The sequence below is a fragment of the Cytobacillus sp. Bac17 genome (genome assembly GCF_024519925.1).
In the GTDB taxonomy this organism is placed as follows: domain Bacteria; phylum Bacillota; class Bacilli; order Bacillales; family Cytobacillaceae; genus Cytobacillus; species Cytobacillus pseudoceanisediminis.
In genome coordinates this window covers 353,974-366,166 of sequence record NZ_JALJRC010000002.1, presented here as the reverse complement: position 1 = coordinate 366,166, position 12,193 = coordinate 353,974, and the positions used below count along the sequence as shown (strand labels likewise).

Here is a 12,193-nt window from a genome sequence, read left to right as displayed (position 1 = left end):
ATAGTTTTGGACATGTTAGTTGTAAATTATGCATCAAGAGAGCGCCGGTTTGCACATTTAAAAGATAAGAGGGTCGAGAAGCTATTTATCGATCAGCCGAAGCAGCGTTCATCAGTAGGGGATATTTACTTGGGCACCGTTGCAAAAGTAATGCCTGGATTGAATGCAGCTTTTGTAGAGATTGGGGAAGATCAAAGCGGATTTATTCACCGGGACAAACTGGCAGCCTATGTTTGTTCTGCCGAAGAATCTCAAGTAAAGGAAAAACGGAGCATCTCTTCTTTTGTCCATCAGGGAGAAAGAATACTTGTTCAAGTTGAAAAGGACGCTGCCGGAACTAAAGGACCGAGATTGTCAGGGGTGCTTGAGTTTTCAGGAGATTCGCTGATATATATGCCAAATGGCCGTTATGTTGCTGTATCCAAGAAAATTGAGGATAGTGAAGCAAGAGAAAACTGGCGCCAATTTGGCTATCGTGCTAAGAAAGAGAATGAAGGGCTGATTTTCAGAACATCCTGTGATAACAAGAAAGAAATTGAACTCATAGATGAACTTGAAAGGCTAAGACTGGAGTACAGGGACCTTTTAAGGGCAGCAGAAGTAAAGAAAAAACCGGGAAAAGTTTACGAAGCGGATTCTTTTATTGAGAAAATTAAAGAAGAAGCAAAGAAACTGGCCGATGGAGAAATCGCAGTGGACGACTTAACACTGAAGAGTGTGCTCCAGAAACACACCAGCCTGCCAATTCGGCTGCATTCTGGCAAGGAAAATATCTTCTCCGCTTTTAATGTTGAATCTGAAATTGATAAAGCGCTGAAACGGATTGTATGGCTTGAAACTGGCGCATATCTTATTTTTGATGAAACCGAAGCTTTAACAGTCATCGATGTAAATACCGGAAAGTTCGCCGGTAAGCAGGACCGCAGGGAAACGGTGTTAAAAACGAACCAGCAGGCGGCCGAAGAAGCTGCAAGACAGATCAGGCTCCGCGATATAGGCGGCATGATCCTAATCGATTTTATCGACATGAAAGAAGCATCTGACCGCAACCATATCCTCTCCACCATGGAAAATGCGCTGAAAAAGGATGAAAGACGCACTAAACTAGTTGGATTCACCCCGCTTGGAATCCTCCAGATGACCCGAAAAAAAACGAAACCGGCCATTTCAGAATCACTTACCGAAAGGTGTCAAGTATGTGAAGGCACCGGAAGAGTGCTGAGTGCTGAAACCATTGCCTTCAGGCTGGAAAGAGAACTGTGGGAACATCGAGGCAAAGACCATGAAGCTGTCTTAATCGAAACCACCCCAGACACAGCAGCGGTATTCTCAGGGGAAAATGATGCCCATAAAAAGAGAATCGAAGACAGCATTGGACTAAAAATCATGTTTTCCTATAAGGAAAAGTGCAAGCCATTTTATGAAATCAGAAAGTTTGGCAGTGCCAATGAGCTAGGTTAGTTCAAAGCAGGCGGATTTAACCACCCCGCCTGCTTTTTTAGTGCAGTATTTCCCACTTCCCTAATAACCCCATTAGCATTATAATTGTATAGGCACGCAAAAAAGTCACTTTTAGGTGCAAACAAAGAGAATCATATAATTCTTATTGACATGATTAATCATTATATGATAGGATTTTTATGTTATGTTTGTAGCGCACCCGTGCTACAACCGCACAGAACAGGTACATAAGCCCGCTTTCGTGTCGGCGCCTGGGATGGCGAGTCTTAGTCTAAGAGGAGGTGCAGTTCATGTACGCGATTATCGAAACTGGCGGTAAGCAATTACGTGTAGAAGAAGGTCAAGCTATCTACATCGAAAAGCTTAGCGCTGAAGCAGGCGAAACAGTTACATTTGAAAAGGTTCTTTTCGTTGGCGGAGACAGCGTAAAAGTAGGAAGCCCTGTAGTTGAAGGTGCTACTGTTACAGCTAAAGTTGAAAAACAAGGCCGTCAAAAGAAAATCACTGTATTCAAGTACAAAGCAAAGAAAAACTATCGTAAGAAGCAAGGTCATCGTCAGCCTTACACTAAAGTTGTGATTGAAAAAATCAACGCTTAATCAGGCGATTCAGATGATTGAAGTAACGATTATTCGTAAAGATTCCGGAAATATTCATTCGTTTGAAATAAGCGGTCATGCATTCTTCGCAAACAGAGGCAAGGATATCGTCTGTGCAGGCGTATCTGCCGTTTCCATCGGTGCCATTAATGCTGTCCATGCCCTAACCGGCGTGACACCAGAAATCAGCCATGGAGATGGCTTTCTCCGCTGTATTCTTCCTGATCTTCAGGATGACATGAAAGAGAAAGTGCAGCTTCTTCTTGAAGGCATGGTTGTTTCATTGCAGACGATTGAAGAAGACTACGGAACGTATATAAAGATTACCTTCAAAAAGCAGGAGGTGGAATAAATGCTATTAAAATTAGATCTTCAGTTGTTCGCTTCTAAAAAGGGAGTAGGTTCTACAAAGAACGGCCGTGACTCAATCTCTAAGCGTCTTGGCGCTAAGCGTGCGGACGGACAATTCGTAACTGGCGGCTCAATCCTGTACCGTCAGCGCGGTACTAAGATCTACCCAGGTGTAAACGTGGGTAAAGGCGGCGATGACACACTATTCGCGAAAGTTGACGGTGTTGTTAAGTTCGAACGTCTTGGACGTGACCGCAAGCAAGTGAGCGTATATCCTGCAGCTCAAGAGGCGTAAGCCTTTTCGAGAAAACCCTAGCCCACAAGGTTAGGGTTTTCTTTTTTTGGCAAAAAAATCCGACAGTGCACTTCACATTTTATCTGATGAATTTATAGCTCCAGAAGACAGCAGCTCTTCTTCGCATAAGCAATATTTTCTTATTTAACATAAATTTGCTTACTGTACTTATGTTTTTTGATATACTTACAGCAAGCACAGTCTTCTGTCAGCCTAATAACCATACAGGAGTGCATATATGGAAAAAGACTGGAATATGATTGAAGTGCTGCGTCATGCCCGGCATGACTGGCTGAATAAAATACAATTAATTAAAGGCAACCTTTCCCTTAACAAGGTAGACAGAGCTAAGGAAATCATAGATGAAATCGTGGTGGAAGCACAGCAGGAAGCAAGACTTTCGAACTTAAACCTTCCTGAGTTTGCTTCGCTTTTATTGACTTATAATTGGGAAAACCACTACTTTCAGCTTGAATATGAGGTGCTTGATGATACCATTTCCGGCCGATTGGATGACATTATCCTTTCTGAGTGGACAGGCTCTTTTTTTGCCATTTTGGACTCATCAGTAAAGCCTTACCATGATAATCATTTATCTGTATCCATCAGGCATGAAAAAGAAGGGGCTCGTTTCTTTTTTGATTTTAGCGGAATACTAACAGATATCGATAAATTGGATCAGTTCTTCAAAAAGAAGAACGATGACATAACGGCTGCTGTTCAGGTATTAGCTGAAGAGGAGCTTGCACTGGAGTTATTTGTGCCATTCATTGCGAATGGCAGAGAGTGATTTCCGCCGCAAAAAGCAATACTAAGTGTGAAACTCTGCAGGCTGGAGCATTTCTTAAGTGTAAGAGTGGATCCAGTCAGTGCCTGTAATTTGGCTGAATGCCAGACAATTGGGACATACTGCAGACGGGAGGAATAATATATGTTTGTCGATCAAGTCAAAGTTTATGTTAAAGGCGGAGACGGGGGCAACGGAATGGTTGCTTTCCGCCGTGAAAAATATGTGCCGAACGGAGGCCCAGCCGGCGGAGATGGCGGTAAGGGTGCCAATGTTGTTTTTGAAGTGAATGAGGGATTACGCACGTTAATGGATTTCCGTTATCAGCGCCATTTTAAAGCTCCCCGCGGTGAGCATGGCATGTCTAAAAATCAGCATGGAAGAAATGCAAAAGACATGATTGTTAAAGTCCCGCCGGGAACAGTCGTAACTGATGCCGAGTCAGGGGAAGTAATCGCAGATTTGACTGAGCACGGGCAAAAAGCTGTCATAGCCCGCGGGGGCCGCGGAGGCAGAGGGAATACCCGTTTTGCCACACCGGCTAATCCTGCTCCAGAATTGTCCGAACATGGCGAACCGGGCCAGGAAAGAGATGTTGTGCTGGAGCTCAAGCTTTTAGCTGATGTTGGTTTAGTCGGTTTTCCGAGCGTCGGAAAATCCACGCTGCTATCGGTTGTATCATCGGCAAGGCCGAAGATTGCGGAATACCACTTTACGACGATTGTTCCCAATCTGGGAATGGTTGAGACTGAAGACGGCCGCAGCTTTGTCATGGCAGACTTGCCTGGATTAATTGAAGGCGCCCATTCGGGAGTAGGCCTTGGTCATCAATTTTTACGGCATATTGAGAGAACCAGAGTTATTGTCCATGTTATCGATATGGCTGCTGTTGAGGGCAGGGATCCATTTGAAGACTATCTAACCATCAATAAAGAATTAAAAGAGTATAACCTTCGTCTCACTGAAAGGCCTCAAGTCATTGTGGCTAATAAAATGGACATGCCTGATGCAGAGGAAAATCTTAAGAAATTCAAAGAACAGCTTGAAGAAGAGTATCCGATTTTTCCGATCTCCGCTTTAACAAGACAAGGGTTAAGGGATTTATTATTTGCCGTTGCGGATAAGCTTGAAGAAACGCCTGAATTCCCGCTGTCACATGAAGAAGAAGAAGACACAGGTGTGCACCGCGTTCTTTATAAGCATGAAGCTGACCAGACGGAGTTTGTCATTACGAGAGACCCTGCAGGAGTGTTCGTCGTATCTGGCGATGCTATTGAGAAGCTCTTTAAGATGACTGATTTCTCAAGAGATGAATCTGTCCGCAGGTTTGCAAGACAGCTGCGCGGAATGGGTGTGGATGATGCTCTTCGTGAAAAAGGAGCAAAAGACGGTGATACCGTTAAGCTGCTTGATTATGAATTCGAGTTTATTGACTAACCTTCACGATTGACGGGGTGGAGAAATGAGAAAAGATAGATTCGATAAGAAATTTTATTTGGTTCGCGAAGATGTTTTGCCTGAAGCAATGAAGAAAACTTTGGATGCGAAGGAAATGATCGAAAGGGGAAAAGCCGAATCGGTTTGGGATGCTGTCCAAAAAGTTGATTTGAGCAGAAGTGCTTTTTATAAATATAGAGACACTGTGTTTCCTTTCCATACTGTTGTCAAAGAACGGCTGATCACTTTATTCTTTCATTTGGAAGACAGATCGGGGACTTTATCACATTTATTGGGCGTTGTGGCTTCATCGGGGTGCAATGTCCTAACCATACACCAGACCATTCCGCTCCAGGGAAGGGCAAATGTCACGCTTTCCCTGAATGTAACTGAAATGGGCATCGAGATTGAGGAGCTCTTGGGTAGGCTTCGAAAATTGGAGTTTGTAGAAAAAGTAGAGGTGCTGGGGACGGGTGCGTAAGAAAATGCGCTCTGTACCCTGCCCTTTTTTAGTTTTTTATTTTGCAAATTACATACATATGTTAAAGTAGTAAAGTATAAAGAAAATTTTCAGTGATTTATGATAAGTCTGACGAAAAGGAGGTAATTACCGTGAAGATAGGATTTTTGGGCCCAAAAGCCACCTTTACAGATATTGCTGCAAGGAGTTTATTTCCGAATGAGACAGCCGTTGCCTACCCAACGATACCTGCCTGTTTTGATGCATTAAATGAGAATGAAATAGAACTGGCGGTAGTTCCTCTTGAAAACGCATTGGAAGGCTCAGTGAATATTACATTGGATTATTTAATCCATGAAGTGGATTTTCCAATTATCGGCGAACTGACAGCCCCGATTCGCCAGCATTTTATGGTCCATCCTGATCATGTGAACGAATGGGATAAAACTGATGCAGTCTATAGCCATTCCCATGCTATTGCACAATGCCATAAATTTCTGCATAAAGAGCTGAAAGGCATCCCTTGCGAAAGCACTACTTCAACTGCAGCAGCAGCTCAATATGTAAAAGAAAATCCAGATTTGCGGGCCGGCGCCATCGCTAATGAATTAGCGGCAGAAGTATATGGACTGGCGATCGTTAAAGAGGATATCCATGATTTTGATTTTAACCATACAAAGTTCATAGTATTATCCAGTAAAGAACTGTCAATCAATGAAGACCGCAAAGAGTTTGCCGGGCACAAGACGACTGTTATGGTGACGCTGCCGGCTGATAGGTCAGGGGCACTTCATCAAGTGCTTTCGGCATTTGCCTGGAGGAAGCTCAATTTGACTAAGATTGAATCAAGGCCGATGAAAACAGGATTGGGAAATTATTTCTTTATCATTGACGTGGATATGAAGCAGGACGATGTCCTTATCCCCGGAGCAGTTGCCGAATTGGAGGCACTGGGCTGCAGCGTTAAGATTTTGGGTAGCTATCCATATTTTCAGCTTCGCAATAAAAATACAAAAGTTCTTCAGGATTAAAGCTAAAGAAAAGGATCCGGTATACATATCCGGATCCTTTCTTATTTAAAAATAATAAGGATTAACGCTATTCCTGGTCAATAAGAAATCCTGCTTCCTTTAATAATTTCTCAGCTTCATCGAGTTTCCGTTCGGAGGCTGCAGAAAGAGTATGAAGATGAATGCCATCTGTCAGTTCTGATAAGAAGGAAGCTTTTGTGGCTTTAATTTTATCCATGAATTGCTTGACTTCCTGACGGGTTGAAACCATAACCGAGGCAGTTAAGTCACCATAAACAGGATGTTCAATCCTTACATCTTTTACTGTAACCCCATGATCGACAAGCAGATTCAATTCTTCTTCAGTCCTCGCGGGGTCATGATGGCAGGCAATGACCCGCTCAGCTGAAGATGCAGGAGAAGCCTGATGAAGATACATATAACCTTGGCTCGTAGCAATGATTGGCTCTTTTCTTGCCTTTAGAAGGGTGATATCCCCAACAATTACCTGTCTGCTTACATTTGTTTTTGCTGCAAGGTCGCCTCCTGTAATGGGCTGTCCGCTTTCTTTAAGAAGCTGAAGCAGAAAGGTCCTTCGCTCCTCTCCGAGCACCTTTTTTTGTTCCTTCATTTTTCCTCACCCTTATAATCCGATAATGTCTCATTCTAACATAAGAACCGGCAGAATATAAAAGATTAGAGCGGTCCGAGTTCCCGGGCCATTTCTGCCAGCTTTTCCCCCAGTGACTTTGCCTCCTCAACAGCAGTATTCCACCCGAAAGAAATCCGGAAAAATTCCTTTCCTTTTTTTTCTGTAACCCCTAGGGCCTTCATCGTTTTAGAAACAGTTTTCATGCCTGTGCTGCATGCGCTTCCTGTAGATATGGCATATCCATGTCTGTTGCATTCAAGCATGATATATTGCCCTTCGACCCCTTTTAACCGAAGTCCCAATGTAGAAGGAAGCTGGTAAGAGCCTGCAAAATCGTATAACACAAATTTCTCCTGTGAAGACTCAAGCTCCTTCAGCAGTGCTTCACGCAGTGTTTGGAAATGGCTGTTATGTCTGTTTAAATTTACATAAGCTTTCTGTGCAGCTACTGTCATTCCGGCAATTCCCGGAAGGTTCACAGTGCCTGGCCTGAAACCTTTTTCATGTGATACGCCTGGTAAGAAGGAGCTCCACCGCCTGCCAGGTTTGAGGTAAACCCCGCCCACCCCTTTTGGCCCGTAAAATTTATGGGCAGAAAAGGACAGGCTATCAACAAAGCTGGCGACTTGTTGTAAATCTGATTTTCCAAAAGTATGGACACAATCACTATGCAGCAATATCTTCCTTTGCCTGCAAAGCTGGCTGATCTCAGGGACAGGCTGCAATGTGCCAATTTCAGGATTGCCATGCTGCATGGTAATTAAGACGGTATCATCCCTGATGGCCGAACTTAATTTTTTTAGGTCAATACGGCCATCCGCCCCAAAAGGGATTTCTGTAATTTCATAGCCATTATCAAGGCTTAATTTCTCTAGGACACTATGAATAGAGGAATGTTCAGCCATTCCCGCTATAATATGTTTTCCTGATTTTTCAGAGGCAGACAGCAAGGCTAATATAGCGAGTAAATTGCTTTCTGTACCTCCACTGGTAAAGTAGATTCCTTCACTCTCAACTCCCAAAAGGATGGCTAATTCTCTCCGGCAGTTTTCAAGAAGCCCTTCTGCTGCGCTCCCGGTATCATGAAGGCTGAGGGAGTTGCCAAAGTATTCAGTTGAGGCTTTAATATAGGCATCTGCCGCTTCCGGATCAAGCGGACAAGATGCTGCATAATCGAAATATTTCATGTTCTCACCTGCTCTCTCTCTTTAAATAAAGCCTTCGAAAAGCAAGAAGTTCCTCTTAAACTATGAAAACCTCTTGTCATAATTCTAAATCTGTGTAAATATAGGTGTCAAGACACCTGTAAAAACAGGAGGTATAAAATAATGAATGCCGACGTTTTGATTATTGGAAGCGGGGTAGCCGCTTTGCAGTTGGCAAAGAAGCTGCGACAGGACTTAAATGTGATTATTCTCACAAAGTCAACTGTAAAAAATGGAAACTCATATATGGCGCAGGGCGGCATTGCGGCTGCCCTGGGAGTAAATGATCACCCATCCAAGCACTACATGGATACACTCGAAGCAGGAAGGTTTCATAATGATTCTGATGCAGTGCTGTCCCTGACCAGTGAGGCACCCTCCCTGATAAAAGAGCTTAATCAAGAGGGATGCCTGTTTGATATGGATTCTGAAGGAGCATTTGCGTTAGGCATGGAAGGGGCTCATTCAGAAAGCAGAATTGTTCATGGAGGCGGGGACAGCACTGGAAAAACAGTCATTGATTTTATGCTGTCAAATAAAAATCAAAACGTTCGAATCATGGAAAATGTTCTTGTGTTTCAATTGCTGATAAATGAAACGGAAGGCAGTTGTATAGGGGTAAAAGGAAAAGATTCCAATGGTGTAATTCATCGTTTCATTTCATCTCATGTTGTGCTTGCAACAGGGGGCTGCGGCCAGCTATATGAATATACATCCAATGCCGATTCCGTAACCGGAGATGGTATTGCCTTAGCGTACAGAGCAGGTGCGGAGATAGCGGATATGGAGTTCATCCAATTTCATCCCACACTTCTATATAAAGACGGTAAAGCATTAGGGCTAATCTCGGAAGCTGTCAGGGGAGAGGGCGGCAGGCTCGTTACAGAAGACGGAAGACCAGTAATGGCAGGACTTCATCCACTGGGAGATTTAGCGCCAAGACATGTTGTGTCACAAGCAATTTTTCATTCTTTAGAGAAAGGGAAATCCGTGTTCCTGGATATCTCCTCAATTGAAAACTTTAAATCCAGGTTTCCGACAATAACAAAAATCTGTGAACAAAACGGAGTAGATTTAAGCATTGGGAAAATTCCAGTTTCACCCGGAAGCCACTTTTTAATGGGAGGAATTAAAACAGATTTATTGGGCCGCACCAGCATTCCTGGCCTGTATGCGATTGGTGAAGCTGCATGCACAGGCGTACATGGCGCTAACCGGCTTGCAAGTAACTCCCTTCTGGAAGGTTTATATTTGGGCAAAAGGCTTGCGGAGTGGATTAATGAACAGCCATCAAGTGATCCTGCTAAAGGACTGACATTTCCCGAGACAGCATTCAGATGTCAAGTCAAAGAAAGTTTACCTTCAGTTGAAGAAATTAAATTGAGAATGATGAAAAATGCAGGGATTATCAAAACAAAAGAAGGGCTTTTAGATCAGCTTGCCTGGCTTAAAGGCTGCAAAATTGAAGAATGGATTAAAGCAGAACTTGATGATCTTTCAATAGAGGAAGCAACACGGGCTTTCATGCTTATCGCAGCTTATCTGATAACAAACGCTGCAGTAAGGAGGACAGAGAGCCGGGGAGGCCATTTCCGGCAGGATTATCCCTTCGAAAGTCATGAATGGCTTGGAAAAAGAATCATTCAATCCCGAAAATCTGAAAAGGGTGGTAAATATGAACAAATTAAAGCTGCGATTGCAACTTGAACAGTTTTTTCTCGAGGATATCGGTGACCGCGACCTGACAAGCGGACTTATTTTTGGAGAAGATCAGACTGGAATGGTCGTTTTCCTTGCAAAGGACAATGGCATTTTTTGCGGAGAAGAAATAATCAGGTCAGGATATAAGATGCTAAATCCAGCCGCTGAAGTCAATATAAAAGTAAAGGATGGAGAATGGATTGAGAAAGGTCAAGTCCTTGCTGAAGCTGCAGGGCCTGTATCCGATTTATTAAAAGGAGAAAGAGTGGTCTTAAATCTGCTCCAAAGAATGAGCGGAATTGCAACAAAAACAAGTGAGGCTGTCCGGGTATTAAATAGTTCACATACGAAAATCTGCGATACAAGAAAAACTACACCTGGCCTTAGAATGCTTGAAAAATATGCAGTCAGATGCGGAGGGGGATTTAACCATCGATATGGCCTCTATGATGCAGTCATGATTAAAGACAACCATATTTCTTTTGCAGGATCAATTTCGAAAGCTGTGGAAGAAGTGCGGTCAAAAGTTGGGCATATGGTAAAAGTTGAAGTCGAAACGGAAACAAAAGAACAGGTTCTTGAAGCAGTTGAGTCAGGGGCAGATGTTATCATGTTTGACAACAGGAGCCCTGAAGAGATTAAAGAGTGGATCAGCAGCGTGCCGAAGGGGATCCTGACAGAAGCATCCGGCGGAATCACGTTGGATAACCTGTCAGCTTACAGCGATACAGGGGTTGATTTTATTTCATTGGGTTTTCTTACTCATTCCGTGAAATCGCTTGATATAAGTGTGAAGGTTACTGTGGAATAAAAGCGGAAGCGCCTTGCCCACAAAAGAACGCAGACTAGGAACGCCACGTCCTGTGGCAACGTCTGCATGACCCCCATCCTAGGGGCCTCAACCCACAAGACGAGCCTCCCAGGAAGGTGTTCTTGCCTTTTTGGAGGATTGGCGCTTGTTACCTCGAGGTGGGAGACGCTTCTCTAATGAGCTAACGCTTTTAGTCGTGCGATGAATACGCTGTCGAAGCGTTCCATGTGGAGCTGGACTGTTACCGACGTTCAAAGGATATAAATTCCTAAAAAAATAAATGAATAATTGGCAAAGGGGTATGGAGGAAATGAATATTTTTCAGACAGCAGAAAAACAAACAACTATTCTTCCGGAAAAATATCGAATGATGACTATAAAGGAACTGGAGGATCGAGCAAGAGAAATAAAAGATAAGCTTGGGAATAAGCTGTTTATTCCGGGTCATCATTATCAGAAGGATGAGGTCATCCAGTTTGCGGACGCTACCGGTGATTCACTAAAGCTTGCCCAGCTTTCACAGGAAAATGCAGAGGCAGAATATATTGTGTTTTGCGGAGTTCACTTTATGGCTGAAACGGCAGATATATTAACAGATTCTAGTCAAAAGGTACTATTGCCTGATATGCGCGCAGGCTGCTCTATGGCCGATATGGCTGATATCAGCCAAACAGAAAGAGCCTGGACGAAGCTGCAGAATATGTTTGGCGATACAATGCTTCCTTTAACATACGTAAACTCTACTGCGGGCATCAAGGCTTTTGTAGGCCGCCATGGAGGAGCAACTGTTACTTCATCGAATGCTGAAAAAATGGTGAGCTGGGCGTTTGAGCAGAAGCCGAGAATTGTATTTCTGCCTGACCAGCATCTTGGAAGAAATACGGCTTATAACCTCGGAATTGGGCTTGAGGAAATGGCTGTATGGAACCCCATTACGGATCAGCTGGAATATGAAGGGCCGCTTGAGGACATTAAAGTAATTCTTTGGAAAGGCCATTGTTCAGTTCATGAAAACTTTACTGTTGAAAATGTCAAAGAAGTTCGGGAACAATATCCGGCAATGAAGATCATTGTCCATCCGGAATGCAGAAGGGAAGTTGTGGAACTTTCCGACATGGCCGGGTCGACCAATTATATAATAGATGCAATAGAACATTCAGAACCTGGGTCTTCATGGGCGATCGGTACAGAGATGAATTTGGTTAAAAGGATTATCACACAGCATTCAGATAAAAAAATCATCTCACTTAACCCTCATATGTGTCCTTGCCTGACCATGAACCGAATCGATTTACCGCACCTTGTTTGGTGCCTTGAAGCAATTGAGCAGGGGGAAAGCCAAAATCTAATTCAGGTTGAAGAACAAACAGCAGCATTTGCTAAATTGGCATTAGATAGGATGCTCGAACGTCCATAAGCGTTTG

General features: G+C 43.5%; 13 protein-coding genes and 1 other annotated feature. Of the genes, 11 read left to right on the top strand and 2 right to left on the bottom strand.

Features of this window, described 5'->3' with window-relative positions:
• Positions 1–12 precede the first annotated feature (12 nt).
• From NR125_RS06230 to pheA, 8 genes are all read left to right on the top strand, one after another.
• Positions 13–1,461: an Rne/Rng family ribonuclease gene (locus NR125_RS06230; RefSeq protein ID WP_083390450.1), complete on the top strand. Its 1,449-nt coding sequence runs from the start codon at positions 13–15 to the stop codon at positions 1,459–1,461.
• Positions 1,462–1,659: 198 nt separating this feature from the next.
• Positions 1,660–1,738, top strand: a sequence feature (ribosomal protein L21 leader region).
• A 13-nt stretch (positions 1,739–1,751) separates the two neighbouring features.
• The gene (gene rplU / locus NR125_RS06225) at positions 1,752–2,060 is read left to right on the top strand and encodes a 50S ribosomal protein L21 (RefSeq protein WP_009333117.1); all 309 of its coding nucleotides are present in this window, start codon (positions 1,752–1,754) and stop codon (positions 2,058–2,060) included.
• A 13-nt stretch (positions 2,061–2,073) separates the two neighbouring features.
• Complete coding sequence (locus NR125_RS06220; RefSeq protein WP_071156199.1) at positions 2,074–2,412, top strand: ribosomal-processing cysteine protease Prp; 339 nt, start codon at positions 2,074–2,076, stop codon at positions 2,410–2,412.
• A complete protein-coding gene (gene rpmA / locus NR125_RS06215; RefSeq protein WP_009333115.1) occupies positions 2,413–2,706 on the top strand; it encodes a 50S ribosomal protein L27 in 294 nt (97 codons plus the stop codon). It begins immediately after the preceding gene.
• A gap of 238 nt (positions 2,707–2,944) precedes the next feature.
• The gene (locus NR125_RS06210) at positions 2,945–3,496 is read left to right on the top strand and encodes a sporulation initiation phosphotransferase B (RefSeq protein ID WP_009333114.1); all 552 of its coding nucleotides are present in this window, start codon (positions 2,945–2,947) and stop codon (positions 3,494–3,496) included.
• 141 nt (positions 3,497–3,637) lie between these two features.
• Positions 3,638–4,930 (top strand): GTPase ObgE, encoded by a 1,293-nt coding sequence (gene obgE / locus NR125_RS06205; RefSeq protein WP_009333113.1) that lies wholly within the window; start codon positions 3,638–3,640, stop codon positions 4,928–4,930.
• A gap of 25 nt (positions 4,931–4,955) precedes the next feature.
• On the top strand, positions 4,956–5,411 hold the full coding sequence (locus NR125_RS06200; RefSeq protein ID WP_009333112.1) for an ACT domain-containing protein: 456 nt from the start codon (positions 4,956–4,958) through the stop codon (positions 5,409–5,411).
• A 131-nt stretch (positions 5,412–5,542) separates the two neighbouring features.
• Positions 5,543–6,421 (top strand): prephenate dehydratase, encoded by an 879-nt coding sequence (pheA, locus tag NR125_RS06195; protein WP_071156202.1) that lies wholly within the window; start codon positions 5,543–5,545, stop codon positions 6,419–6,421.
• Positions 6,422–6,488: 67 nt separating this feature from the next.
• On the opposite strand, the gene NR125_RS06190 is transcribed toward pheA, so the two are convergent.
• A complete protein-coding gene (locus NR125_RS06190; RefSeq protein WP_009333110.1) occupies positions 6,489–7,031 on the bottom strand; it encodes a transcription repressor NadR in 543 nt (180 codons plus the stop codon).
• Positions 7,032–7,096: 65 nt separating this feature from the next.
• Positions 7,097–8,239 carry an IscS subfamily cysteine desulfurase gene (locus NR125_RS06185; RefSeq protein WP_071156886.1) on the bottom strand — a complete coding sequence of 381 codons (1,143 nt, stop codon included), beginning with the start codon at positions 8,237–8,239 and terminating at the stop codon, positions 7,097–7,099.
• 141 nt (positions 8,240–8,380) lie between these two features.
• Between NR125_RS06185 and nadB the strand changes: the two genes are divergently transcribed.
• From nadB to nadA, 3 genes are all read left to right on the top strand, one after another.
• Positions 8,381–9,964 carry an L-aspartate oxidase gene (gene nadB / locus NR125_RS06180; protein ID WP_256814808.1) on the top strand — a complete coding sequence of 528 codons (1,584 nt, stop codon included), beginning with the start codon at positions 8,381–8,383 and terminating at the stop codon, positions 9,962–9,964.
• On the top strand, positions 9,933–10,769 hold the full coding sequence (gene nadC, locus NR125_RS06175; RefSeq protein ID WP_217025910.1) for a carboxylating nicotinate-nucleotide diphosphorylase: 837 nt from the start codon (positions 9,933–9,935) through the stop codon (positions 10,767–10,769). Before nadB ends, nadC begins: the two co-directional genes overlap by 32 nt.
• 310 nt (positions 10,770–11,079) lie before the next feature.
• The gene (nadA, locus tag NR125_RS06170; protein ID WP_009333106.1) at positions 11,080–12,186 is read left to right on the top strand and encodes a quinolinate synthase NadA; all 1,107 of its coding nucleotides are present in this window, start codon (positions 11,080–11,082) and stop codon (positions 12,184–12,186) included.
• The last annotated feature ends 7 nt before the right edge of the window (positions 12,187–12,193 follow it).

Bases quoted from the DNA above. Each gene is read 5' to 3' on its own strand.
- NR125_RS06230 (WP_083390450.1), top strand. From the start codon at position 13: ATGTTAGTTGTAAATTATGCATCAAGAGAGCGCCGGTTTGCACATTTA.
- rplU (WP_009333117.1), top strand. From the start codon at position 1,752: ATGTACGCGATTATCGAAACTGGCGGTAAGCAATTACGTGTAGAAGAA.
- NR125_RS06220 (WP_071156199.1), top strand. From the start codon at position 2,074: ATGATTGAAGTAACGATTATTCGTAAAGATTCCGGAAATATTCATTCG.
- rpmA (WP_009333115.1), top strand. From the start codon at position 2,413: ATGCTATTAAAATTAGATCTTCAGTTGTTCGCTTCTAAAAAGGGAGTA.
- NR125_RS06210 (WP_009333114.1), top strand. From the start codon at position 2,945: ATGGAAAAAGACTGGAATATGATTGAAGTGCTGCGTCATGCCCGGCAT.
- obgE (WP_009333113.1), top strand. From the start codon at position 3,638: ATGTTTGTCGATCAAGTCAAAGTTTATGTTAAAGGCGGAGACGGGGGC.
- NR125_RS06200 (WP_009333112.1), top strand. From the start codon at position 4,956: ATGAGAAAAGATAGATTCGATAAGAAATTTTATTTGGTTCGCGAAGAT.
- NR125_RS06190 (WP_009333110.1), bottom strand. From the start codon at position 7,031: ATGAAGGAACAAAAAAAGGTGCTCGGAGAGGAGCGAAGGACCTTTCTG.
- NR125_RS06185 (WP_071156886.1), bottom strand. From the start codon at position 8,239: ATGAAATATTTCGATTATGCAGCATCTTGTCCGCTTGATCCGGAAGCG.
- nadB (WP_256814808.1), top strand. From the start codon at position 8,381: ATGAATGCCGACGTTTTGATTATTGGAAGCGGGGTAGCCGCTTTGCAG.
- nadC (WP_217025910.1), top strand. From the start codon at position 9,933: ATGAACAAATTAAAGCTGCGATTGCAACTTGAACAGTTTTTTCTCGAG.
- nadA (WP_009333106.1), top strand. From the start codon at position 11,080: ATGAATATTTTTCAGACAGCAGAAAAACAAACAACTATTCTTCCGGAA.